We start from the raw sequence: 23,005 nt of genomic DNA on the forward strand, positions 1-23,005 counted from the left end.
TGTGAGCACTGCGCGAAAATCGTCGTCGTGCCAGGCATGCCGCCGACTGAGAAAATCCTGTTCGCCCCTAGGCGGCTAGTGTGCGGTCGTTGTGGCTACGCCCAGGATGCGAGAAACCGCGTTCAGCTCGGACCAGCTTCACCCGGGACCGTGCGTGATCCCTTCCTGCAGCGACCGTTGTGGCTGCAGACCGACTTCGACGGGCATGTGCTGTGGGCCTACAACGAACGGCACCTGGACTACCTCGAAGCCTATGTCGCCGCGCGGCTTCGGGAGCAACACCTGCCTGCTGACGACCACGTTCAGCAACCCCGCATGACCATGCTCGCCAAGCTTCCCGCCTGGCTGAAGGCCGCGAAGAACCGCGAACGGATCGGGCATCGCCTCGCCCGGATGCGCGCGACTCTCCCGTCTTCGGCACCCGACGGCCGGTCCGCCGAGGGTAAGCTTCGCTCATCGCCCTGACGGAAGGCCCGGAACCGATGACCGACGCGACCGAGCCGCCGGAGCTGGCTTCGACTCCGAACGTGATTCCGTACGTCGACTCGCATGCCGGGCCTCGGCGGTTGCTCACGATCGACATTTTCCCGCATGTTTTCCGTCCCGGGGCCTACGTCCCGTTCGCGGGGATCGACGGCAGGCAGTACGTCGTTTCCTGGGGTGCGGTGTCGTTCGAGATTCCCGCTGACCGCAACGTGCATGTCAGCGTCCATCTGCAGAGCAACGGCGGGGCCGCGTTCACGCCGTCGCCGTTCGCGTCGATCATTTTGTACCCGAATCCGCTGCCGCAACGGCTGGCGACTCAGTTCGCGCGGGAAGGCATGGGGGCGCTCGTACCGCTGCCGTAAACCGTTCAGCGTTGGCCGTATCCCTTCAGTTTTTCCACCACGTGCTCGATTTCCGCGGGCGGCAACAAGGTTGGGGTGCCAGCGGAGCGGGCCAGCAGCCACAACTGGCAGACCCATTCCAATTGCTGAGCGCGGTTGTACGCGCTCGCCAACGTGTCGCCGTAGGTGACGGTGCCGTGGTTGGCCAGCAGGCAGCCTCGGCGGTCGGCCAGGGCTTGCAGCATCGCGTCGGCCAGTTCGGTGGTGCCGTAGGTCGCGTACGGAGCCACTCGGGCGGTGGGGCCGATGGTGGCGAGCATGTAGTGAATTGGCGGGACCTCGGTGACCAAAGTGGACACTGCGGTGGCGTGTACCGAATGCGTGTGCACTACCGCGTTGACCGGGGCGTTCTCCGGATCGGCGGCTCGGGTGTACACAGCCAGGTGCATCGGGAGTTCGCTTGTCGGCTTCAGGGTGCCGTCGGCGGGATTGCCAGCCAGGTCTACTACCGGGATGTCGGCGGGGGTGAGTGCGGCGTAGTCGACGCCGGTCGGGGTTACCGCGACCAGGTCGCCGGACCTGGCCGACACGTTGCCGGAGGTGCCGACGACCAAACCGTCCGCGGTCAGGCGGCGGGCGTACTCGCATACTGCGGCACGCTCGTTTTCCAGGATCATTCAGAGCCTCCACAGTCCGCGCGCGGCAGACAGCGAAGCCTGGTAGTCGGCGTAACCGCGCTCGTATTCAGTCACATTTTCGGGCCGGGCCTCCACTGTTCGCGAGTTCGCGGCCCAGCGGTCCCGATCGTACGGCGTTCCCAGCGCGTCCGCGGCGGTGAGCACGGCACCGCGGGCGCCGACTCCGGGATCGCTCGGGATCACGACCGGGCGGCCGAGTACGTCGGCGAAAATCTGCAGCCACTCGGGTGAGCGGACTCCGCCGCCACAGGCGTAGAGCTGGCCGGACAGTCCCGCCGCTTCGAAGCAATGCCGTGCGGCGTAGGCGATCGACTCGCAGAGCGCCCGGACGAGGTCAGCCCGGCCGGTTTCCAGGCTCAGTCCGGAGAACTGTGCCCGCGCGCCAGCGTCGACGAAGGGCGCGCGTTCGCCCGACACCGAGAGAAACGGCAGCGCACGTACCCCGCGCGCGCCCGGCTTGCTGCTCGCCAGCAACGGGTCGATCTGCTCGACGCTGATGCCCAGCAACTCGCACGCCCAGTCGATGCCAGCCGTGCCGACCATCGCGGGCATCGCGTGCAGGTACTCGTGTTCGTCCGGGGTGCACAGGAACATGCCGGCCGGTTCCGCGGCGGGGTCGAAGGTGGGATCGGCGGTAAGCACCTGGCAGGCGAGCGTGGTCCCGGCGGTGAGAATGCCATCGCCTGGTTTTCGTACGCCCGCACCGATCGCGCTCGCCGGGAGGTCGAAAGGTCCTGCGGTGACCGGCAAACCCACGGGCAGCCCGAGCAACTCAGCACCGCGCCGGTCGAGGCGGAACACCGACTTCGCTGGGGCCGGGGTTGCGAACAGGGAGCGGCGGTGGCCCAGACCGCAGGCTTCGATGGCACCGTCGTCGTAGCTGCGGGTGGCCGGGTTCAGGAATGGCAGCGAGGCGTCCGAGACGTCCACGGTGATCTCGCCGGTGAGCCGCTGCAAGACCGCGTCAACGCAGTATCCGGCCACGGCCGCGCGGCCGAGCACCTCAGGCTCATGAGTGTCCAAATAGGACATTATGGCGGCGGTGCAGCCGGGGAACATGCCGGAACCGGTGCGGCGGAAGACTTCCGCGGTCACGCCGTCGGCCTGCCATTTCGCGAGCACCGTGTTCGCCCGGCCGTCGAGCCAAGAGATGGCCGGGTGCACCGCGGCACCCGACTCGTCGCGGAGCCAGAGCCCGTCGCCCTGTCCGGTCAACGCCAGCGCGGACACCGGTTCGGGCAGCGCGGCCGCGACCTCGCGCACGACGGTCGCGACCGTGCCGACGACCTGGTCGAGGTCCTGCTCGACCCGGCCGCCCGGAAGGTGGTGCACCTCGGACGGCGTGCACGCGCTCGCGATGGAGCTGCCGTCCTCGTCGAACACCACGGCCTTGGTGAGCGACGTTCCGATGTCGACCCCGACTATCACGGCCGTCGCTCCAGCACCTCGGGATTCGCGAGGTTGGCGAGCTGCTCGCCGCGGGCGTACCGGCCGACTTCAGCGGCGACGATCGCGGCCGCCCGCTCGGCGGTCTGCCTGCTCGCGCCGGCGAGATGCGGGGTCGCGATCACGTTGGGCGCGTCGCGCAGCGCCCAGTCCGCTGGCGGCGGCTCGACGTCGTAGACGTCCAGAGCGAGCGCTCCAAGCCGACCGGAACGCAGAGCCTCGGGCAGCGGCGCGTAGTCGAGCAGGCCGCCGCGAGCGGTGTTCACCAGGACCGCGCCCTGCGGCAGAAGGTCGAGCTTGCTCGCGTCGATGAGGTGCCGGGTTTCCTCGGTGAGCCGCGCGTGCAGGCTGACGACCCGGCTCTGCCGGAGCAGCTCGTCCAGCTCGACGAGCCGCGCGCCGTCTGCCTCGACCGCGGCCTGGTCGGCATACGGGTCGGCGACCAGGACGTTCGCGCCGAACGCGACGAGCACCTTGGTGACCCGGGAGCCGATCGCGCCGTAGCCGACGAGTCCGACCGTGGTGCCGCCCAGTTCGAGCCCGGCCTGGTCGTAGGCGTAGTAGTCGCCGCGCCAGGTGCCGGCGAGCAACTCGGCCGAGGAGGTCGAGATCCGCCGCATCGCGGCGAGGATCATGCCGACGGCGAACTCGGCCGCCGCGCCCGCGTTGCGTCCCGGCGCATAGGTGACGGCGACCCCGGCCTCGGTGGCGGCGGCGAGATCGACGTTGACCGGCCCGCCCCGGCACACCGACACGAGCTTCAGCGCCGGAGCGGCGGCGAAGACCTGTTTGGTGAACGGAGCCATCTGCGTGACGACGGCCTCGGCACCGGCGAGTGCCTCGATCACCTGGGCTTCGGTACCGCTGGCCTCCAGCACGTTGCCGACCGGCCCGAACGGCTCGACCGGCCACGGCAGCGTCAACTCGGCGACCTCGTGGTCGCCGCCAAGCTCCGCGCGGACGGCTCCGGCCAGCAGGCCGGGGCTGACGAAGTGGTCTCCCGCAGCGAGAATGTGCAACTCTGCTCCCTCACTCGCTCTGTGCCGATTGTGCGCCACACCCGGCGCTTAGGTCAGTGGGCGTTCTCGTATTCGGTGATGTGCGCGACCTTCGTCGCGCTGGCCGACTCCGGATCGAAGCGGTACCCGACCCATTCGGCCACGATTTTCTTCGCCACCTCGGGGCCGATCGCGCGCGCTCCGAAGGTGATCACCTGGCAGTCGTTCGATTTGATCGACCGCTCGGCGGAGTACGAATCGTGTGCGACCGTCGCCCGGACGCCGGGCACCTTGTTCGCCGAGATCGCCATGCCGATGCCGGTGCCGCAGACGAGAACGCCGCGGTCCGCTTCGCCGCGGGCGATCGCCTCCGCCGCGGCGAGCCCCAGCAACGGGTACGCCCGGTCGTCCGCCGCGTCGGGCACGCCGAGATCGGTCACCTCGGTGACCCGCTCGTCGGCCTGAAGCAGATCGCGCAGCTGATTCTTCAGTTCCACCCCGGCGTTGTCCGCCGCCACCACGATGCGCATCAGTCCGCGCTCCTTTCCAGCTCCTCGCCGACAGCCGTGACCAGCAGCGAGAACGACACCGCACCTGGATCCGCATGGCCCTCGCTCCGCTGTGCGAGCCGCGCCGCGCGTCCCTTCGCCGGACGCAAGTGCGCGGTCTCTTGAGCGGCAACGGCCGCGGCTCCGGCGGCTTTCCGCCATGCCTGCACTACCTCCGAGCCCGCCTGCTCCCGCAGCGTGGCCCGGAACGGCTCGATCGCGTCGAGCATTGTCTTGTCCCCCGGTTCGGCCTTGCCCAGCTCGCAGAACGCCCGAACCGCGCCGTCGACCGCGTCCGCGAGCAGCGCCGTGGTGATGTCCTCGGCGGCCGCCCCGCTCAGCCCGGCACCGGTTTCCGCCAGCAGCACGCCGTACAACGCGCCCGAGGCACCGCCGGCCGCATCGGCGAACGCGGTCCCGGCGGCAAGCAGCGCACCGGAAATCGTGTCCGGTTCACGACGCGCCGCGACGACGGCGGCACGCATCCCGCGAGTCATGCCGAGCCCGTGGTCTCCGTCCGCGGCCACCGCGTCGAGCCTGCCCAGCTCGGCCTCGTTCTCCTCGATACTGCGCAGGGCCGCGGTGAGCACCCGGTCGACGAGGCTGTCCCCCGGGTACTCCGCGGTCAGCAATTCGTCCACTGTGGACTCAAGATCGACCGTGGCCAGCTCGGCCCCGCTGGTGCGGTAGCCCGGGGTGTCGCACGGCGCGGCGTACAGCTCGGCCAATTCGTCGTCCAGCACCAGGATCGACAGCGAAACCCCGGCCATGTCGAGCGACGTGACGAACTCGCCGACCTCGGAGTGCACCGGGCTGAGCCCGGCCTGGGCCAGCCGCTCGTGCACGCGGGTGTAGGTGACGAACATTTCCTCGTATTTGGTGCGGCCGAGCCCATTCACCAGCACGACCACACGCCCGTCGCCGGCAGGCAGCTCCGGCAGGAGCCCGTCGACCAGTTCGTCGGCCAGCTCCGCCGCGGACAACCGGCCCACCGTGCGCACCCCCGGTTCGCCGTGAATTCCGAGGCCCAGCTCCATTTCCTGGTCCGCGACAGTGAACAGCGGAGCATCCGCACCGGGCAGCGTGCAGCCGCCGAACGCGACACCGAACGTCCGCGTGCGAGCGTTCGCCTTCGCCGCGACCTCGTGCACCGCGTCCAGGTCGTAGCCTCGTTCCGCCGCCGCGCCCGCGATCTTGAAGACCAGGAAGTCGCCCGCCACCCCGCGGCGGCGCTCCGGTTCAGTGGCCGGGCCGCTCGCGATGTCGTCGGTGACCAGGATGGTGCGGCTCGGGATACCCTCCGCTGCCAGCCTTCGGGCCGCGAGCCCGAAGTGGAGCACATCGCCTTGGTAGTTGCCGAAACCGAACAGGACGCCCGCGCCGTTGTCCGCCGCCCGCGCCGTGCGGTAGACCTGCTCGGCGCTGGGACTCGTGAACACGTCGCCGACCACCGCGCCATCCGCGAGGCCAGGACCGACGAGACCGGCGAACGCCGGGTAGTGGCCGCATCCGCCGCCGATCACGACCGCGACCTTCGGGCTCGCCGGAGCCTCGCGGCGGACGACGCCGTAGGCATCCGGCACCTTCTGCACCGTGCGGCCGTACGCGGTGACGAACCCGTCCAGCCACTGCCGCTTGAACGTGTCCGGGGAACCCAAGGTGGTCATGGTTCAGTCCTTCGCAGCCACCGGCTCGCCGGCCAGGTAGGCCAGGAGCTTCAGTCGGACGTCGTCATTGCTCGCTGCCACCGCGCTGGCCAACTCCAGCGCGTCCGGCTTCGGCGGGTACGTGGGGTTCGGCAGCGCGATCACGGTGAGCCCGGCCGCGGCCGCCGCCCGGATGCCGTTGCTGGAGTCTTCGACCCCGAGGCATTCGCTGCCCGATTTGCCGAGCCGGGCCGCCGCTTCCAGGTACACGTCCGGGTTCGGCTTGCCCCGCGCGACCTCGGCGCTGGACACCGTCGCAGTGAACTCGCCGGTGAGCTGGTGCTTCTCGAGCACTGCGTCGATCACCCGACGAGCCGCCGACGACGCGAGCGCGACCGGGACCCGCTCGCTGACCTCGCGCACCATCGCGCCCGCACCGGGCAGCAACGGCGCTTCGCCCGCGTCGATCGAGGCGATCATGCCGTCGACCACCGCGCGTTCCACCTCGTCCGCCTGCTCCGGCACGCCGCACCGGCGGGCGAGATAGCCGGCCCATTCGGGCGCGCTCATGCCCTGCACCGAGGCCGTGTCCTCCGCCGTCCACTCGACCTGGTGACGAGCGGCGAAAGCGACCCAGTTCTCCTCCCAGAGGTGTTCACTTTCCACCAGGACACCGTCGAGGTCGAACACCACCGCGTCGAGAGTCATCCACCAGATCCCTTCAGAGAGCGAGCCCGTTTCACACGAGCAATGTTAAGTTAACAGCGACGTTGAGAAGTTCGCAAGAGTCTTCACACAATCGCGCAAGGAGAGCACGAGTGGGCGCACGGCTGCTGCTGGCCAGGCACGGACAGACCGAATGGCACGCGGAGAACCGGTACGCGGGCACCAGCGAGGTGGCGCTGACCGAGGAGGGGCTCCGCCAGGCCGACGCGCTCGCCGCGTTCGCCAGCCAGGTGAAGCCAGACGGGCTGTTCTGCTCTCCGCAACGACGCGCTCGCCGCACGATCGAACCGACGGCCGAGGCTCTGCGGCTAGTCCCGGAAATCGTCCCCGACCTGCGGGAAACCTACTTCGGAATCGCCGAGGGCCGCACCCGCGACGAGGTGCGCCAGACCGATCCGGAAGCGGTCGAACGCTTCCTCGCCGACCCGATCGCCGGCGCGTTTCCCGGTGCCGATGATCCGGCCGAAGCAGCCGGGCGCGGGGCTCGTGCGATCCGGGCGATCGCCGCCGCGACCAGCGGAACCGCGCTGGTCGTCGCGCACAACACGCTGCTGCGGCTGACCCTTTGCGAGCTGCTCGGCATCCCGCTCTCCCGCTACCGCAGCGTGTTTCCCCGCCTGGACAACGCGGCCGTCACCGAACTGGAGGTGAGTGGTGCCCGAACCGCACTGGTCCGCTTCAACCTCCCAGTCGAACCGCGATAATCACGGCATGTCGAGCGAAAAGCCTCCCGCCCACCCCCGCGAGAACCGCCAGCAGCGGCTGACCGAGCACGTGTTCAAGCAGGGTTCGGCGACCATCGGCGAGCTGGTGGACCTGCTCGGCGTCAGCATGATGACGGTGCACCGGGACATCGACGAACTGTCCCGGCGCGGCCTGGTCCGGAAGTACCGCGGCGGGGTCTCGGCGATGCCATCGACGGTGTTCGAGAGCAATGCCGAGTACCGGATGAACGCGCACGTCGACGCCAAACGAGTGATCGCGATGCACGCGGTGGAGCAGGTCGAGCCCGGGATGTCGGTGCTGCTCGACGACTCGACGAGCGCGCTGGCGCTGGCCAGGCTGCTGGTCGAGGTGACGCCGCTGACCGTGGCGACGAACTACCTCGCCGCGATCGACGCGCTCAAGAACGTGCACGAACTGCGGCTGATTTGCATCGGCGGCGACTACTCGCCCACCCACGACTCGTTCCTCGGCATGCAGAGCATCGAGTCGATCGAACGGCTCTCGGTGGACATCGCGTTCGTGTCCACCTCGGCGATGACCACGTCGATGAGCTTCCACCAGGAGCCCGAGATCGTGATGATCAAGCGGGCCATGCTGGCCAGCGCGCGGCACAAGGTGCTGCTGATGGACCACAGCAAGATGAACCGCACGGCGCTGCACCGGCTCGCGCCGCTGGACGACTACGACCTGCTGATCGTGGACGAGGAAGCCGACCCGCACTACGTCGACGAGCTGCGCGGCCGGGTCGAGGTGCAGGTCGCCGAAGATCCCGACAACTGATCGACTTAATAACACTCTTGCGTGCGAAGTTCACACAGTCCATGATATGTTCGATTTCGACGTCATGGAGGCGTGTATGAACGAGTCGGCAACAGCGGAGTTGCCCAAGACGGGCTTCGGGCGCTTGCTCACGAAATGGGGGCTGCCGGCGCCCCTGTTCCTCGGGTATGTCGGACTGCTCCTGTTCATGATCGGCGACGGAGTGGAGTCCGGTTTCATCGCGCCGTACATGGCGGGCAACGGCGCGGGCACGGAGATCAAAGCGTCGTACGTGATCACCGTGTACGGCGTAGCCGTCATGCTGGCGTCATGGCTTTCGGGCGCGCTGTCCGAACTGTGGGGCCCGCGGCGGGTGATGATCATCGGCCTGGCCATCTGGCTGGTGTTCGACGCGCTGTTCCTCACGCTCGGCCTCGCCGGCGGGAACTACGCGGCGATGCTGATCTGCTACGGCATCCGCGGCTTCGGCTATCCGATGTTCGCGTTCGGGTTCCTGGTGTGGATCACCGCGGTGGCCCCGGTCGCGCGGCTCGGCGCGGCGGTCGGCTGGTTCTACTTCGCCTTCACCGGCGGCCTGCCCACGCTCGGCGCGCTCGTCGCGAGCTTCACCAACCCGCTGTTCGGCCACTACGGCACGCTGTGGGTGGCGGTCGTGCTGCTCGGCGCGGGCGGGCTTGTCGCGGTGCTCGGCGTCCGGCAGCGCACGGGATATCGCCGGCTCGCGCCGCCGGACGTGAAACCGGTGCAGAGCCTCGTTTCCAGCGTGTCGATCGCGTGGAAGAAACCGCGGGTCGGCGTCGGCATGATCGTGCGCGTCATCAACACCGCGCCGGAGTTCGGCATGCTGGTGTTCTTCCCGACGATCTTCATTTCCCAGATCGGGTTCGGCGAGAGCCGCTGGCTGCTGCTGGTGTCGGTGATCTACGGGACGAACATCTTCTTCAACCTGATCTTCGGCGTGCTGAGCGACCGGATCGGCTGGCGCACCACGATTTTCTGGTTCGGCGCGATCGGCTGTGCGATCTCGATCCTGCTGCTGTACTTCGTGCCGGTCGCGATGGGTGCGCAGTACTACTGGCTCGCGTTGATCGTCGGCGCGCTCTACGGCGCGACGCTCGCCGGGTTCGTGCCCATCTCCGCGCTGTTGCCGTCGCTGGCTCCGGAACACAAGGGCGGCGCGATGGCCCTGCTGAACCTCGGCGCGGGCGCGGCGGCGTTCGTCGGGCCGGCGATCGTGTCGCTGTTCCTCGGTCCGGCCGGTGCCGCGGGCGTGGTCATCATCTTCGCCGCGCTGTACCTGGTGGCCGCGGTGCTGGTGCGGTTCCTGAAGCTGCCGGAGGAAACCGAGAAAGCACTCGCGAGCGATGGCAGCCTGCAGGATGTCGAAGAAAGGGTCAGCACGGCGTGAACGAGCAGGTCTCGGTCGGCATCGACGTCGCCACCGCGGGGGTTCGCGCCTTCGCGGTGCGCGGCGGCTCGGTCCTCGCCACCGCATCGGCGTCGCTGCCGGCGCCGGTGCGCGCGGGCGATGGCCGCAGCGAACAGGATCCGTCGGCGTGGTGGCCCGCGGTCGGTTCGGTGCTGAGCGAGGTCACTGCCGCGTTGCCCGGACGCGGCGCGGAAGTATCCGCGGTGGCGATCGCGGCGACGTCCGGGACGATCGTCGGAGTCGACGCCGCGGGGGAACCGGTGACTCCCGCGTTGATGTATGACGATCGGCGCGGTGCGGAGTACAACGCGAAAGCGGTGGAACTCGGTGCCGATCGGTGGCGGAAACTGGGTTCGGGTGTCTCGCCGACCGCTGCGCTCGGACGAATCGCTTGGCTGGCCGAGCACACCGAGGCGGTCGCCGTCCGGCACACGCCGGAGATGATCGCGGCGAAGCTGACCGGACATCCGGTCTCGGCGGACTGGTCGCACGCGCTCAAGAGCGGCTACGACCCGCTGGCTGAGGAATGGCCGTCCGAGGTGTTCGCCGGGTTGGGTGTGCCGGACGGGATGCTGCCGCCGGTGGTCGCGCCGACGAGCGTGCTCGGCGAGATTGCGGTGCCAACGGCCGGGCTGCCCGCTGGATGCCTTGTGGTGGCGGGCATGACGGACGGGTGCGCGGGGCAGCTGGCCGCAGGGGCAGTCGAGCCGGGGCGGTTCGTGGGGATTCTCGGGACGACGTATGTCCTGAAGGGGGTCACGGAGTCGCTGGTGCCGGATCCCACCGGAGTCATGTACAGCCATCGGCATCCGGATGGCTGGTGGTTGCCGGGCGGTGCGTCGAATACCGGCGGGGAGTCTGTTTCGGACAGTCCGCGGCTGGCTGAACTGGATGCCGCTGCCGCTGCGCGCGGTCCAGCTCAGGTGGTGACGTTTCCGTTGCGGCGCAAGGGGGAACGATTTCCCTTCGCGCACGGTGACGCGGCAGGGTTCGTGCTCGGCACCCCGGCCGACGAGGTCGAGCTGCATCGGGCGCGGCTGGAGGGCGTGGCTTTCCTGGAGCGGCTTGCCTTGGATCACCTGCGACGGTTGGGCGTGCCGGTCCGCGAACCGCTTCTCGCGGCGGGCGGTGGCAGCAAGAGTCCTTTGTGGACTCGGATTCGGGCTACCGTGAGCGGGCTTGGCTTGCGGGTGGCACCGCAGGCGGAAACGGGATACGGCGCGGCGTTGCTTGCTGCGGCCGGGTGCACGCCAGGAGGTCTGAGCGCGGCGTGCGCGGGAATGCCGGTGGGGTCGCTCGTCGAGCCGGCGCCGGGTGAGGCGGCGGCGATGGTGGTTTCGTACCAACGGTTTTGCCGGGAGCTGCGGGACCGGGGCTGGATTGACGACGAGCTGTTCACCGTGGCGGCGGGGTGATGCGGTTGGCGGCTTAGGGTTACGCGGGTTCGTCGAGGGCTCAGAACGCGTCAGAGTCACTTTGCGGTCGCTGCGGCGTCTTCGCGGTCGGGAGTGCGCCGCCCGCGGGTAATCAGGACCGTCAGGAGGAGGCCGCACGTGGTCAGGGCCGCGGCGACGAGGTAGATGGGCCGGGGGCCAGCGGTCGAGTCGGCGATGAGGCCGCCGAACAGGCCGGCGCAGGCGGCGGCGACCTGGTATCCGGAGGCGTTGACGGCCATGGCCAGCGTCGGAGCTTCGGCGGCGGTCGCCATCACGCGTGCTTGCATGCCGGGGATGATCGCGAAGCCGAGGAGGCCGATCGCCACGACTGCCGCCACGGTGAAGGTCTCGGAGGTTGCGACGAACCAGCTGCCCACCAAGGTTGCGGCCAGCAGGCCGAGGAGGAGGGGCTGGTAAAGCCGCGGGTTGCGGTCGTAGAGCGTGCCGCCGACGAGGTTTCCGATCGTCGCGCCGATGCCGTACGCGAGCAGCAGGATCGGCAGCCGGGCGGCTGGATGTCCGCCCAGATCGGTGAGCAGCGGGGCAAGGTAGCTGAACACCATGAGCACCCCGACGTTGCCGACCGCGGTGATGGCCAGTGCCAGCAGCACCGGGCGGCGGCGCAGCGTCCGCAATTCCGAGATCGCCGAGGTCCGGCTCTCCTCGCTTGACGGGGCGAGCTGCCAGCCCACGAGGCCCAGCCCGATCAGACAAGCCACGGCAATCACCGCGAACGTCGCGCGCCAGCCCCACTGACTGCCGATCTGGGTGCCGATCGGTGCGCCGAGGATCATGGCCACGTTCATCCCGAACGCCAGCCGGGCCACCATGGTCCCGGCGCGCTCCGGTGGCGCGGAGGTCACCGCGGTCACGATTGCCTGGGCGAAGAAGGTCGAGGTCACCAGCGCGGTGACCACCCGAGCCGCCAGCAACAGCGCGAAATCGGGTGCGAGGGCGGAGACCGCGTTCCCGGCCGCCGCGACGGCCAGCAGAGCGAGCATCAGCCGCTTCCGGTCGATCCCGGCGGTCAGCGCGGTGAGCAGCGGGCCGCCGATGATCATGCCGACGGCGTACGCCGTCACCAGCAGCCCCGCGGTGCCGACGGTGACCTGGAGGTCGGAGGCGACCGCGGGCAGGATTCCGGCCACCACGAATTCGCCGGTGGTGATGCTGAAAACGCAGAACATGAGGATAGCTAGTCGGAGCATGCTCGCACGCTAAACTCTCACGTCGACGTGAGAGTCAAGTCGAACAGCGAAGGAACCCAGTGAAGATCGGGGAGCTGGCACACCGGACGGGAGTCAGCGTGCGAGCGCTGCGCTACTACGAGGAAAAGGGCGTCCTGCGACCGGATCGGACGCCCAGCGGGTACCGGATCTTCGCCGACTCCGACGTCCGCAAGGTCGCGCACATCCAGACCCTCCTCGCGGCGGGTCTCGGCATGGACCTCATCGGCGAGATCCTGGCTTGCCTGGCCGGCGAATCGCTGCTGCTGGACGCCTGCCGCGAACGACTCGAAGCGGAGCGCCGCCGGATCACCGGCGACATCGACCGGCTCGTCCACACCCGGTCGCTGCTCGACGGTCTGCTCGCGACCACGCGCGACCCGGCCGAACAGGAGCACGCCGGCCGAATGTCCTGACAGGCGGTCAGGAGCGGCCTGCGCGAGGACGGCCGGGGCGGCGGCCATTGCCGTTGCCGCTGCGCGGGGTCGGCGGTTCCGTGGACTTGGCCTGCGGGTCTTCGGACGACTGCGGAGTCGATGCGGCTGGCCGCGGGGTTGGCTGCGGCAGGGCAGGTGCGTCAGCCGAAGCCTGCGCAGGTCCGTCAGTGGGAGCCGCCGCAGGGGCGTCAGCGGGAGCCGATGCGGCTTCCTCTTCCTGCGTGCCAAGGAAACGCAATGCCTCTTGGACCGCCTCGTTGGTGGCGGCGATCCGGTCGGCGACCTTGGTGCGCAAGTCCAGTGCCAGGGTGCGCGATTCGGTGGCTTCGGTTTGCTTCTGGAGGGCGTCGGCGAGGGCGGTTTCGGCCTGCGCCTTCTTGATCGCGATCTCTTCCGACGCTCGCCGGTCGGCTTCGGCTCGGACCTCGGCAGCCTTTGCCTCGGCAGCGACGTCGGTTTCGGCGCGGAGTCGGGCCGATTCTTCGTCGGCGGCGAGGCGGGCGGCTTCGGCAGCGGCGTCTGCCTCTGCGCGGACCTTGGCGGCGGCCTCGTCGGCTTCGGTGCGGACGCGGAGGGCTTCGGCGTCCTTCTCGTCGCGGATGTTGCGGGCTTCGGCGTCGGCGACGGCGCGGGCGTGCTGGGCTTCGGCGTCTGCCTTGGCTCGGGCCTCGGCGGCGGCTTCGTCGGCCTGGGTGCGGGCGGTCAGCGCGGCCTGGTCTGCCTCGGCGCGGGCGGCAGCGGAGAGTTCGTCGGCCTCGGCGCGGGCGCGGGCGGCGGCTTCGGTGCGGGAGGCGATCTCCGCATCGGCGTCGGCGGTGCGCGTGGCGATATCCGCGTTGGCAGCGGCGGTCCGCGTGGCAATGTCCTCGTCAGCGGCAGCGGTGCGGGAAGCGATGTCCTCGTCAGCCGCGGCCGTGCGCGACGCGATATCCGCATCGGCCGCCGCCGTACGCGTGGCGATGTCTTCGTTGCCCGCCTTGAGCCGGGCTTCCAGGTCCGCCAGGCGGGTCGCGATCTCCTCGTCGGCGGCGGCCGTGCGGGTGGCGATGTCCGCTTCGGCAGCGGCGGTCCGGGATTCCAGATCCGCCTGCCGCGCGGCCAGGTCCTTCTCCGCGGCCGCGACCCGGGCGTCCAGTGCCTCCGTGCGCGCGGCCAAGTCGGCCTGCGTTTCCGCTAGCAGCCGCTGACGTTCGGCCTCTGCCTCTTTGGCCGCTTTGTCCGCTGCCCGTTGGGTTTCGTGCGCGTACCGGTCGGCTTCGGCGCGGGTCGAGGTCGCGTCGGCGTCCGCTGAGCGGCGGAGGTCGGCGATCTCCTCCTCGGCCAGTTGCACCATCATCCGCACGCGTTCGGAGATCGCGCCGGCCCCCGCCGGGCTCGATGTGACGCGGACTAGCGCGGCCTTCGCTTCCGACAGTTCAGCCTGCGCCGTCGTCAGGGCCTTCGTCAGCTCGCCCGCGGTCGCGACTGCCTCGTCGCGGCCGTGCGACGTCGTCGTAAGTTCGCTGGTCAGCTGGGCTATGCGGGTGTCGACCTGATGGGGGTCGTATCCCTTCCGGGTAACAGCGAAGGCGGGGTGCTGCGGCTTTTCGGGCGCGACCATCGGGCCACCTTAGTGAGCAGAGCACCTCCGGCACGTACCGCCAAACGGCTGCATTACGAAGCGCCAAACCCGACGTCACGCATGGCATCCTGTCCCCTCGACCTACCGCGCGGGCGAACGGGGCAGACGCATGGACCTTTCAGCCATCGCCGCCGACCTGGCCGCGCACTGGCACGTGTACGCGACCATGCCGTTCATCGCGGCGCTCATCGGCTACCTGACCAAACGCGTCGCGATCGAGATGATGTTCCGGCCGCTCGAGTTCCGCGGCATCCGGCCCGTCTTCGGCTGGCAGGGCGTCATCCCGGCCAACTCCCGGCGGATGGCCACCACCGCGGTCGACCTGCTGACCAAGAATCTCCTCGACCCGCGCGAGGTTTTCGCCCGGCTCGATCCGGAGGAAATGGTCGCGCAGCTGGAAGAACCGCTGCTGAAGGCGGTCGACGAGGTCACCCGCGAGGTGCTTGAGACCTATCAGCCGCGGCTGTGGGAAATGCTGCCCGCCCGCGCGCAGCAACTGCTGGTGGACCGGGTCCGCGCGCAGGCGCCCGAGGTCGTCAAGCGGCTGATGCGGGAAGTGTCGTCGAATGTGGACGAAGTGCTCGACGTCAACGACATGCTGATCAACGCCATGGTCCGGGACAAATCGCTCACCTGCCGGCTGATCCGCGAGGTCGCCGCGCCCGAGTTCCGGTTCATCGCGCGCAGCGGGATCGGCTTCGGCTTCGTGATCGGGCTCGTCCAGCTCATCGCGTGGGCGCTGACCAAACAACCGGTGATCATGCCGATCTTCGGTTTCGTCACGGGCTTCGTCACGGACTGGCTCGCGCTCAAAATGATCTTCTACCCGCGTCAGCCGCGCCGGTTCCTGTTCTTCACCTGGCAGGGCATGTTCCAGAAACGCCGCGCGCAGGTCGCCGCGGACTACGGCGCGTTGATCGCGGAAGAAGTCCTCACCGCGGGGAATGTCCTCGAAGCTGTCCTAACTGGACCGCGGGCGGACAAGTTGTTCGCGCTCGTCACGCGGGAGGTCCAGCGCACTGTCGACGCACAGACCGGTCTCGCGAAGCCACTGGTCGCGCTGGCGGTCGGCGGGCGCGAGTACCAGCAGATGAAACAGGCTGCCGCAGAGAAAGCGATCGCGTATTTGCCGGAGACGGTGAAGCACGTCGAGAGCTACGCGACGGACGCGCTCGACGTCCGCAACACCATCGTCGAGAAGATGCAGCAGCTGACCCCGCTGGAGTTCGAGGGCATCCTCCGGCCGGCGTTCAAACAGGACGAATGGAAGCTGATCGCGGTCGGCGCGGTGATCGGCGGGCTCGTCGGCGAACTGCAGGTCCTGCTCCTGCTCCACTAGGCGCGCGGGTTACCGTTCCGTAGGCAACACGGAGGGGACGCGCGTGCACACTTTCGCCGAGCACTGGCCGGTGTACGTCTCCATGCCGTTCATCGCGGCGCTGATCGGGTATGTCACCAAGCGCGTCGCCATCGAGATGATGTTCCGGCCGCTCGAATTCGTCGGTCTCAAGCCCTTCCTCGGCTGGCAGGGCGTGCTGCCCGCGAACGCCGAACGGATGGCGACCACCGCGACCGAAATGCTCACCACCAATCTCGTCGACCCGCAGGAGATCTTCGCCCGGCTCGACCCGGCGCAGGTCGCGAAGGAGATCGAACAGCCGCTGCTGCGCGTGGTCGAGGACGTCACCCGCGAGGTGATGGAGACCTATCAGCCGCGGTTGTGGGAAATGCTGCCGTCCGGCGCGCAGCAGTTGCTGCTGAAACGTGTGCAGGCCGAGGCACCGCGGGCGATCACGAAGATCATGCGCGAGATTTCCCAGAACATCGAGGACGTGCTCGACCTCAAGCACATGGTCGTCACGAACCTGGTGCGCGACAAGGCTTTGCTGAACCGGCTGATCCGCGACATCTCGCGGCCGGAAATGCGGTTCATCGCGCGGTCGGGCATCTGGTTCGGGTTCATTCTCGGCTGTGTGCAGCTGCTGGTGTGGGCGCTGACGCGCTCGCCGATCGTGCTGCCGCTGTTCGGGCTCGCGATCGGCTGGCTGACCGACTGGCTCGCGCTCAAAATGATCTTCCTGCCGCGCGAGCCGAAACGGTTCTTCGGCTTCTACAACTGGCAGGGCGTGTTCCAGAAGCGCCGCGACGAGGTGGCCGCCGACTACGGCGACATGATCGCGCGCGAGATCATCACCGTTCCGAATCTGCTGGAAGCCGTGCTGCGCGGACCGAAATCGGACCGGTTGTTCTCGCTGATCAGCCGCGAGGTGCAGAAGACGATCGACGCGCAGGCGAGCGTCGTGAAGCCGTTTGTCGCGATCGCGGTGGGCACCAAGCGGTTCCAGGAAATGAAGCAGGTCGCCGCCGCGAAGGCCGCCGAGCGGGTGCCGGACACCATCCGGCACGCGGAGACGTACGCGATCAACGCGCTCGACGTCCGCAACACCATCGTGGACCGGATGCGCCGGCTCAGCCCGCTCGAATTCGAGCAGCTGCTGCGGCCCGCGTTCCGGCAGGACGAGTGGAAGCTGATCGCGGTCGGCGCGGTGATCGGCGGGCTGGTCGGCGAACTGCAGGCGCTGCTTCTCCTCGGCTGATCGGGCACGCGATACGGTTTCCTTCCGGAACGGGGAGGGAGACCCGGGTGGACGCGGTGCTGGACGACTTCGCGCGGCACTGGCCGGTGTACGTCTCGATGCCGTTCGTCGCCGCGCTGATCGGCTACGTCACCAAGCGCGTCGCGATCGAGATGATGTTCCGCCCGCTCGAATTCGTCGGCCTCAAGCCCTTCCTCGGCTGGCAGGGCGTGGTGCCGAAGCACGGCGGCCGGATGGCCGCGATCGCGACCGACCTGCTCACCTCGAACCTGCTCGACATCAAAGAGGTCTTCGCCCGCGTCGACCCGGTGATCATCACCCGCGAACTCGAACAGCCGCTGCTGCGCGCCGTCGACGGGATCGCCCGCGAAGTGCTCGAACAGCATCATCCGCGGCTGTGGGAGGTCATGCCGACGCTCGCGCAGGAACTGCTGATCAAACAGGTGCAGGCGAGTGCGCCGCAGCTGGTGCGGGAGTTCCTGGACGAGGTCCGCGACAACCTGGACGAGGTGCTCGACGTCCGGCACATGACGGTCGAGCGGCTCACCCGCGACCGGGCGCTGCTGGTCCGGCTGATCCGCGAAACGTCGCGGCCGGAGATGACCTTCATCGCGCGCGCCGGGATCGTCTTCGGGTTCGTGCTCGGGCTGGTCCAGGCGCTGGTGTGGGCGCTGACCCGGCAGCCGCTGGTGCTGCCGATCTTCGGCGGCGCGATCGGGCTGTTCACCGACTGGCTGGCGATCAAGATGATCTTCCTGCCGCGCGAGCCGGTCCGGCTGGGCCGGGTGATCCTGCAGGGCAAGTTCCAGCGGCGCCGCGCCGAGGTGGCCCGGCAGTACGGCGAACTGGTCGCCAACGAGGTGCTGACCGTCCCGAATCTGCTCGACGCACTGCTGCGCGGCCCGAAGTCCGACCGGCTCGTGGCGATGGTCGAACGCGCCGTCGGGCACGCGGTGGACGCGCAGGTCAGCGCCGCGAAACCGGTGGTCGCACTCACCGTGGGGGCGCAGCGGCTGCAGGAGATGAAGCACGCCGCGGCGCAGCGAGCGCTGGCTGAGCTGCCGCTGACCGCGCGCTACGCCGAGGGGTACCTGACCGAGGCGATGGACGTGGCGAAGATGGTCGAGCAGCGGATGCTCGCGCTCACACCGCTGGAGTTCGAGGGGTTGCTGCGGCCGGCGTTCCGGCAGGACGAATGGAAGCTGATCGCGGTCGGCGGCGTGATCGGGTTCCTCGTCGGCGAGCTGCAAGTCCTCCTCATGCTCGGCTGAGTGCTCGGCTGGCTTTTCGGCGGTTGTTCGCGCCAGCCTCACTCGAACTGACTAACGTGAGGGCGTGTCCGAGCCACCACAGCTGCCCGCAGTCCACGAGGCCTACCTGCCCCGCGAGCACGCGCTGCATCGCCCGAGGCACGGCAAACGGCAGCTGACCGCGCTGATCAGCGCCCTGTTGTTCTTCGTGACACCGACCATGCTGTGGGTCGTCGGAGTCCGGCCGACCGAGATCGAGAACCACAAGCTCGCCGGATTCCCCAGTCTCGGCGAGGGGTTCAGCTTCTTCACCAACCTCCCCAAATGGGCGACCGACCAGCTGTCGTTCCGCGCGGCCGCGATCAACGCGGCGAACGGGATCAGCGAGGGAGTCTTCGGCGAGGCCGCTCCGCTCGACCAGGGCTCGGCGTCGAACACCGGCCCGATCCCAGCCCCGCCGCTGCAGCAGCCGGGCGCGCCGAACACGGGCCCGACGCTGCCGAGCGGACCGGGATCAAGCCAGGCCGGGTACCGCAAGGTGGTCCAGGGCTCGGACGGCTGGCTGTACTACGGCTACGACTCCGAGGCGAAGTGCACGCCGACCCAGGACGTCGACACCACGATGAAGCGGATCGGCGAACTGCGCGCGGCGGTCGAGGCGTCCGGCCGGAAGTTCGTGTTCGTGGTGACGCCGGACAAGACGACGATGGTGCCGCAGTTCCTCCCCGCCAGCTATCCGGGCAAGGAGTGTTCGCAGGCCGCTTCGCCGAACGACTGGTACAAGATCACCACCGAAGGACACTCCCTCGACCTGCGCCCGCAGCTCGCCGCCGAAGCGGCCCGGGTGGGCCACCCGATCTACGCCCCCAACGACACGCACTGGCGCGACGAAGGCGGTCTCGTCCTCACCCGCGCGCTCGCCGACACGATCAAGCCGGGAACCTCGAACAGCTGGCTGAGCGCCCCGGACGGCCAGTACGACGCGGTCGCGGACCTGCCGCTGCTGCTCGGCCAGACCGGCGTCAAAACGAACACCCGGTACAACCTGCGCCCGGACGGCGTCACCGACCGCGCGGGCGAATTCGTCGGCAGCATCGACCAGCCGGTGCACCGCTCGGCACCGCCGATCGTCGGCACGATCGACCAGCCGACCCTGATCTACGGCGACTCGTTCAGCCTCGCGTCGTCGCGGTATCTGGAGGCGGCGTTCACGAATCTGACGTACCTGGCGTATTCGACGGACAAGACGCCGCAGTCACAGGCGGTGGACCAGTTCGTGAACTCGCACGTGGTGGTGTTGCAGGCGGTGGAGCGGAATGTCTCGGGCGGGCTGGTGCCGTTCACGGACGAGGGGTTCATCGCGGCGGTGAAGGACGCGCTGGCGAAGCATCCGATCCGGTAGGGGTTCGGTGGTGGCGGTGCGCCAGGAGTGCTCGGGGTCGTTCGCGAACCCGAGCAGGTCCGTGAGGGGACCCCTGAGGGAATCTGGTTCCAATGCCAGGGACTTAAGGTGCGTGGCCGCACGCCGGCTGGACCATCCACAAAGGACGCCAGAACCGGCGATTTGCCCGTTTTATGCCCGCATGACCATGTCCGGAGGTCCGTGAGGGGAACCCTGGGGGAATCAGAGTCCCTCAGGGTTCCCCTCACGGACGACCAAACCCGCACCAGCCGGCCCGCCACGAACGGCACCGGCCCTGGCCAGCCCCTGCCACCGCAAGACGAGCCTCAAACGGCACCCGCAGCGCCCGCCTGAAGTCCCCGGCATTGGAATCTGGTTCCCTGAAGGAGTCCCTCACGGACGACGCGCCCAGCTCCCGCCACCCGCAACGGCCCCGACGCGCCTGCCCGGCCTAGCCGACCGGAACCGCGGCCACTTCCGCCGGGCTGGTCCGCACCCCGCGCCGACGGTCGCGGACCCACGAGATCACCCGGCACACCAGGTAGATCAAGAACGAAATCGACGTCACGAACGCGCTCACCGGCAGCCCCGGGGCCAGCGACAGCACGATGCCGCCCAGTGCGGAAACCTCGGCGAACACCACCGACAACACCGTGGCGCGCAACGGGCTCGCCGTCACCCGGGCGGCAGCCGCGGCGGGGGTCACCATCAACGCGACCACCAGCAGCGACCCGACCACCTGCACGCTCAGCGCCGTCGCGACCCCGACCAGCAGGGAGAACAGCACCGTCAACGTCTTGACCGGCACGCCGCGCGCCTCGGCCACCGACCGGTCGACGCTCGCGAACAGCAGCGGCCGGTAAATCAGCGCCAGCACCGCCAGCACCGCCGCCGCCGAGATCACCAACGCGGTCAGGTTCGTGCTGTCCACCGTGATGATCTGGCCGGTCAGGATGCCGAATTTGTTCGCCGACCGTCCTTTGTAGAACGACAGCAGCAGCACGCCCATGCCCAGTCCGAAGGACAGGATCACGCCGATCACCGAATCGCGGTCGGCGTCGCGGATGCCGAGGATGCCCAGCAGCAACGCGGCGGCGACGGCACCGGCCAGCGCGCCGTACTCCACGCCGACGCCAAGCAGCAGCGCGCCGGCCGCGCCGGTGAACGCCAGTTCGGACGTGCCGTGCACCGCGAACGACATGCGGCGCATCACGATCAGCGGGCCGAGCACCCCGGCCAGCAAGCCGAGCACCGCGGCCGCGATCAACGCGATGCGGACGCTGTCCAGTTCCGCGATCAGCTCCCACGTCTTGGCGAAGTCGAACATGCCGTCCAAGGCTCAGCCCACTGCTTCCTGCTCGTGGTGATGCGGTTCGTCCTCGCACAGCGCGCTTTGCGCACCGGCGATGTGGATCTGCCCGCCGACGCGCAGCACCTCGATTTTCGTGCCGTACAAATCCGACAGCGTCTCCGAGGTCATCACCTCGTCCGGCTTGCCGATCCGGAACTGGCCGTTCACCAGGTACAGCACGCGGTCGACGAATTGCAGCACCGGGTTGATCTCGTGCGTCACGAACAGCACCGCGGACCCGGCTTCGCGCCGCCGCGCGTCGATCAGCTCGCTTACCGCGCGCTGGTGCGCCAAGTCCAGTGACAGCAGCGGTTCGTCGCACAGCAGCACTGTCGGGTCGCCGACCAGTGCCTGCGCGACGCGGAGCCGTTGCTGCTCGCCGCCGGACAGCCGGCCGACCGGCTGCTTCGCGTAACGCGTGCCGCCGACCGATTCGATCACCGACGCCACCCGGCGTTTCCGCGCGCGCATTCCGGCGAGGCCCGGGCCCCAGCGGTGGCCGTCCAGCCCGAGGCCGACCAGGTCGACGCCGCGCAGCGTGAGCGCATCGTCGATCGCGCGCTGCTGCGGGATGTAGCCGACCTTGCGGTTCGCCCCGCCCGGACGGCCGCCCGCGATTTCCACCGTGCCCGCCGACAGCGTCTGCATGCCCAGCAACGCTTTCAGGAAGCTGCTTTTGCCGGATCCGTTCGGGCCGAGGACGGCCAGGAATTCGCCCGGCTCGACGTCCAAGTCCAAACCGGACCAGAGGGTGCGGTCGCCGAAGGCGAGCCCGGCCCCGCGCACGCGGACCGCGGGGGCGGCTTCCGGAAGCTGGACGGGCATCAGCTGTTCAGAGCCCCCGAAAGCGAGTCCACATCCTTGGTCATCCAGTCAATGTAGCCCGTGACGTTCGCCGGGAGCGTCTCGGATACGTCGACCACCGCGACCCCGGACGCCTTCGCGTCGGCGACCGCCTGCTTGGTCAGCGGAGTGACCGTCTGCACGTTGTTGACCAGCGCCTTCACCTGCTTCTCCTTGATCAGCTTGGTGAACTCGGAGACCGCCGCGGCGGGCACGTCGGTCTCGTTCTCGATCGCGTCGGAGAACGCCTTCGGGGTGGAGTCGGCGATCTTCGCGGTCTTGAGCAGGTAGTGCGCGACCGGTTCGGTGACGACGACCTTGGTGTCCGGGTGCGCGGTGCCCAGCGCGCCCGCCTTCTTGATCAGGCCGTCGATCTGGCCCTTGAAGGTCTTGGCGTTCTCTTCGAACTTCTGCTTCGACGCGGGCTGGATCTCGCCGAGCGCGGCGGCGACCTGGTCGGCGACCTTCTCGACGCCCGGCAGGTCGTACCAGACGTGCTCGTTCTCCTCGCCGGGCGCGGCGATGTCGTAGGCGACCAGTTTCTTCGCCGAAGCCGCCTCGCCGGAGAGCTTGGTGAAGAACTCGTCGTAGCCGCCGCCGTTGGCCAGCGTCAGCTGCGCCTTCTTGGCCGCGAGCGCGTCGTCGGCGGTGGACTCGTACGAGTGCGGGTCGGCGGACGGATCGTGAATGATCGACGTGACCTGCACTTTGTCGCCGCCGACGGCGGATACGACACTGCCCCAGACATCGGTGGAGGCGACGACCTTCACCTGGTCGCCCGTTCCCCCTCCCGCCCCGGAACCGGTCGAGGACGACGTGCTGGAGCACGCGCCGAGCGCGAACACAGCCAGGGCCGACGCGGCGGCGAGGACGCTCGTGGTGCGGCGGGAAGTCATCGGGCACTCCTGGGTCAAACTGCTAATGGAAACCGTTGTCAGATTCACTTTACCCCATCCGAACGGCGCGCCTCACTCCACCGGGTGGTCGTACCCACTGGTGATCACCGAACGGATCGAGA

At 68.9% G+C, this 23,005-nt stretch carries 22 protein-coding genes; 11 read left to right on the top strand and 11 right to left on the bottom strand.

Going from position 1 to position 23,005, the window contains the following annotated elements; all coding sequences use genetic code 11:
- Positions 1–150: 150 nt before the first annotated feature.
- The gene (locus tag ACFSVL_RS30050; protein WP_378308916.1) at positions 151–465 is read left to right on the top strand and encodes a hypothetical protein; all 315 of its coding nucleotides are present in this window, start codon (positions 151–153) and stop codon (positions 463–465) included.
- A 17-nt stretch (positions 466–482) separates the two neighbouring features.
- Entirely contained in the window at positions 483–848 is a 366-nt protein-coding gene (locus tag ACFSVL_RS30055; protein WP_378308917.1) for a hypothetical protein, read from the top strand.
- 5 nt (positions 849–853) lie between these two features.
- Here ACFSVL_RS30055 and ACFSVL_RS30060 read toward each other — a convergent pair whose 3' ends face one another.
- Genes ACFSVL_RS30060 through ACFSVL_RS30085 form a run of 6 tightly spaced genes read right to left on the bottom strand, consistent with a single transcriptional unit; the run spans position 854 to position 6,871 of the window.
- On the bottom strand, positions 854–1,504 hold the full coding sequence (locus ACFSVL_RS30060; protein WP_378308918.1) for a class II aldolase/adducin family protein: 651 nt from the start codon (positions 1,502–1,504) through the stop codon (positions 854–856).
- Positions 1,505–2,953, bottom strand: coding sequence for an FGGY family carbohydrate kinase (locus tag ACFSVL_RS30065; protein WP_378308919.1), 1,449 nt, complete (start codon positions 2,951–2,953; stop codon positions 1,505–1,507).
- A complete protein-coding gene (locus tag ACFSVL_RS30070; RefSeq protein ID WP_378308920.1) occupies positions 2,950–3,990 on the bottom strand; it encodes a 2-hydroxyacid dehydrogenase in 1,041 nt (346 codons plus the stop codon). The genes ACFSVL_RS30065 and ACFSVL_RS30070 overlap by 4 nt, the downstream gene beginning before the upstream one ends.
- A 53-nt stretch (positions 3,991–4,043) precedes the next feature.
- A complete protein-coding gene (locus tag ACFSVL_RS30075) occupies positions 4,044–4,499 on the bottom strand; it encodes a ribose-5-phosphate isomerase (RefSeq protein WP_378308921.1) in 456 nt (151 codons plus the stop codon).
- The gene (locus tag ACFSVL_RS30080; RefSeq protein WP_378308922.1) at positions 4,499–6,184 is read right to left on the bottom strand and encodes a dihydroxyacetone kinase family protein; all 1,686 of its coding nucleotides are present in this window, start codon (positions 6,182–6,184) and stop codon (positions 4,499–4,501) included. The genes ACFSVL_RS30075 and ACFSVL_RS30080 overlap by 1 nt, the downstream gene beginning before the upstream one ends.
- Positions 6,185–6,187: 3 nt before the next feature.
- On the bottom strand, positions 6,188–6,871 hold the full coding sequence (locus ACFSVL_RS30085; RefSeq protein WP_378308923.1) for an HAD family hydrolase: 684 nt from the start codon (positions 6,869–6,871) through the stop codon (positions 6,188–6,190).
- Positions 6,872–6,981: 110 nt separating this feature from the next.
- Between ACFSVL_RS30085 and ACFSVL_RS30090 the strand changes: the two genes are divergently transcribed.
- From ACFSVL_RS30090 to ACFSVL_RS30105, 4 genes are all read left to right on the top strand, one after another.
- On the top strand, positions 6,982–7,593 hold the full coding sequence (locus ACFSVL_RS30090) for a histidine phosphatase family protein (RefSeq protein ID WP_378308924.1): 612 nt from the start codon (positions 6,982–6,984) through the stop codon (positions 7,591–7,593).
- A 7-nt stretch (positions 7,594–7,600) separates the two neighbouring features.
- Positions 7,601–8,395, top strand: a complete 795-nt coding sequence (locus tag ACFSVL_RS30095) for a DeoR/GlpR family DNA-binding transcription regulator (RefSeq protein ID WP_378308925.1) — start codon at positions 7,601–7,603, stop codon at positions 8,393–8,395.
- Between the two features lie 76 nt (positions 8,396–8,471).
- Positions 8,472–9,803 carry an MFS transporter gene (locus ACFSVL_RS30100; RefSeq protein ID WP_378308926.1) on the top strand — a complete coding sequence of 444 codons (1,332 nt, stop codon included), beginning with the start codon at positions 8,472–8,474 and terminating at the stop codon, positions 9,801–9,803.
- Entirely contained in the window at positions 9,800–11,239 is a 1,440-nt protein-coding gene (locus tag ACFSVL_RS30105; protein ID WP_378308927.1) for an FGGY-family carbohydrate kinase, read from the top strand. Before ACFSVL_RS30100 ends, ACFSVL_RS30105 begins: the two co-directional genes overlap by 4 nt.
- 56 nt (positions 11,240–11,295) lie before the next feature.
- On the opposite strand, the gene ACFSVL_RS30110 is transcribed toward ACFSVL_RS30105, so the two are convergent.
- Entirely contained in the window at positions 11,296–12,468 is a 1,173-nt protein-coding gene (locus ACFSVL_RS30110) for an MFS transporter (protein WP_378308928.1), read from the bottom strand.
- Positions 12,469–12,527: 59 nt separating this feature from the next.
- Between ACFSVL_RS30110 and ACFSVL_RS30115 the strand changes: the two genes are divergently transcribed.
- Positions 12,528–12,902, top strand: coding sequence for a MerR family transcriptional regulator (locus tag ACFSVL_RS30115; protein WP_378308929.1), 375 nt, complete (start codon positions 12,528–12,530; stop codon positions 12,900–12,902).
- A gap of 7 nt (positions 12,903–12,909) precedes the next feature.
- Here ACFSVL_RS30115 and ACFSVL_RS30120 read toward each other — a convergent pair whose 3' ends face one another.
- Positions 12,910–14,523 (bottom strand): hypothetical protein, encoded by a 1,614-nt coding sequence (locus tag ACFSVL_RS30120; RefSeq protein WP_378308930.1) that lies wholly within the window; start codon positions 14,521–14,523, stop codon positions 12,910–12,912.
- 130 nt (positions 14,524–14,653) lie between these two features.
- Here ACFSVL_RS30120 and ACFSVL_RS30125 point away from each other — a divergent pair, with 130 nt between their 5' ends.
- The 4 genes from ACFSVL_RS30125 (at position 14,654) to ACFSVL_RS30140 (ending at position 19,793) form a co-directional block, all read left to right on the top strand.
- The gene (locus tag ACFSVL_RS30125) at positions 14,654–15,883 is read left to right on the top strand and encodes a DUF445 family protein (RefSeq protein WP_378308931.1); all 1,230 of its coding nucleotides are present in this window, start codon (positions 14,654–14,656) and stop codon (positions 15,881–15,883) included.
- Positions 15,884–15,965: 82 nt separating this feature from the next.
- Positions 15,966–17,141: a DUF445 family protein gene (locus tag ACFSVL_RS30130; protein ID WP_378308970.1), complete on the top strand. Its 1,176-nt coding sequence runs from the start codon at positions 15,966–15,968 to the stop codon at positions 17,139–17,141.
- Positions 17,142–17,188: 47 nt separating this feature from the next.
- Positions 17,189–18,412, top strand: a complete 1,224-nt coding sequence (locus ACFSVL_RS30135) for a DUF445 domain-containing protein (RefSeq protein ID WP_378308932.1) — start codon at positions 17,189–17,191, stop codon at positions 18,410–18,412.
- 64 nt (positions 18,413–18,476) lie between these two features.
- On the top strand, positions 18,477–19,793 hold the full coding sequence (locus ACFSVL_RS30140; RefSeq protein WP_378308933.1) for an alginate O-acetyltransferase AlgX-related protein: 1,317 nt from the start codon (positions 18,477–18,479) through the stop codon (positions 19,791–19,793).
- Between the two features lie 451 nt (positions 19,794–20,244).
- Here the strand turns inward: ACFSVL_RS30140 and ACFSVL_RS30145 are convergent, their stop codons facing one another.
- Genes ACFSVL_RS30145 through ACFSVL_RS30155 form a run of 3 tightly spaced genes read right to left on the bottom strand, consistent with a single transcriptional unit; the run spans position 20,245 to position 22,883 of the window.
- Positions 20,245–21,129, bottom strand: coding sequence for a metal ABC transporter permease (locus ACFSVL_RS30145; RefSeq protein WP_378308934.1), 885 nt, complete (start codon positions 21,127–21,129; stop codon positions 20,245–20,247).
- Positions 21,130–21,132: 3 nt separating this feature from the next.
- Positions 21,133–21,969 (bottom strand): metal ABC transporter ATP-binding protein, encoded by an 837-nt coding sequence (locus tag ACFSVL_RS30150; RefSeq protein ID WP_378308935.1) that lies wholly within the window; start codon positions 21,967–21,969, stop codon positions 21,133–21,135.
- Complete coding sequence (locus ACFSVL_RS30155) at positions 21,969–22,883, bottom strand: metal ABC transporter solute-binding protein, Zn/Mn family (RefSeq protein WP_378308936.1); 915 nt, start codon at positions 22,881–22,883, stop codon at positions 21,969–21,971. Before ACFSVL_RS30155 ends, ACFSVL_RS30150 begins: the two co-directional genes overlap by 1 nt.
- Positions 22,884–23,005 lie beyond the last annotated feature (122 nt).

The sequence above is a fragment of the Amycolatopsis silviterrae genome (assembly GCF_042684085.1).
GTDB lineage: Bacteria > Actinomycetota > Actinomycetes > Mycobacteriales > Pseudonocardiaceae > Amycolatopsis > Amycolatopsis silviterrae.

Excerpts from the sequence above, each read along its gene's own strand:
- ACFSVL_RS30150 (WP_378308935.1), bottom strand. The coding sequence starts at position 21,969 with ATGCCCGTCCAGCTTCCGGAAGCCGCCCCCGCGGTCCGCGTGCGCGGG.
- ACFSVL_RS30120 (WP_378308930.1), bottom strand. The coding sequence starts at position 14,523 with ATGGTCGCGCCCGAAAAGCCGCAGCACCCCGCCTTCGCTGTTACCCGG.
- ACFSVL_RS30100 (WP_378308926.1), top strand. The coding sequence starts at position 8,472 with ATGAACGAGTCGGCAACAGCGGAGTTGCCCAAGACGGGCTTCGGGCGC.
- ACFSVL_RS30075 (WP_378308921.1), bottom strand. The coding sequence starts at position 4,499 with ATGCGCATCGTGGTGGCGGCGGACAACGCCGGGGTGGAACTGAAGAAT.
- ACFSVL_RS30095 (WP_378308925.1), top strand. The coding sequence starts at position 7,601 with ATGTCGAGCGAAAAGCCTCCCGCCCACCCCCGCGAGAACCGCCAGCAG.
- ACFSVL_RS30130 (WP_378308970.1), top strand. The coding sequence starts at position 15,966 with ATGCCGTTCATCGCGGCGCTGATCGGGTATGTCACCAAGCGCGTCGCC.
- ACFSVL_RS30085 (WP_378308923.1), bottom strand. The coding sequence starts at position 6,871 with ATGACTCTCGACGCGGTGGTGTTCGACCTCGACGGTGTCCTGGTGGAA.
- ACFSVL_RS30080 (WP_378308922.1), bottom strand. The coding sequence starts at position 6,184 with ATGACCACCTTGGGTTCCCCGGACACGTTCAAGCGGCAGTGGCTGGAC.
- ACFSVL_RS30125 (WP_378308931.1), top strand. The coding sequence starts at position 14,654 with ATGGACCTTTCAGCCATCGCCGCCGACCTGGCCGCGCACTGGCACGTG.
- ACFSVL_RS30060 (WP_378308918.1), bottom strand. The coding sequence starts at position 1,504 with ATGATCCTGGAAAACGAGCGTGCCGCAGTATGCGAGTACGCCCGCCGC.
- ACFSVL_RS30055 (WP_378308917.1), top strand. The coding sequence starts at position 483 with ATGACCGACGCGACCGAGCCGCCGGAGCTGGCTTCGACTCCGAACGTG.
- ACFSVL_RS30110 (WP_378308928.1), bottom strand. The coding sequence starts at position 12,468 with ATGCTCCGACTAGCTATCCTCATGTTCTGCGTTTTCAGCATCACCACC.
- ACFSVL_RS30155 (WP_378308936.1), bottom strand. The coding sequence starts at position 22,883 with ATGACTTCCCGCCGCACCACGAGCGTCCTCGCCGCCGCGTCGGCCCTG.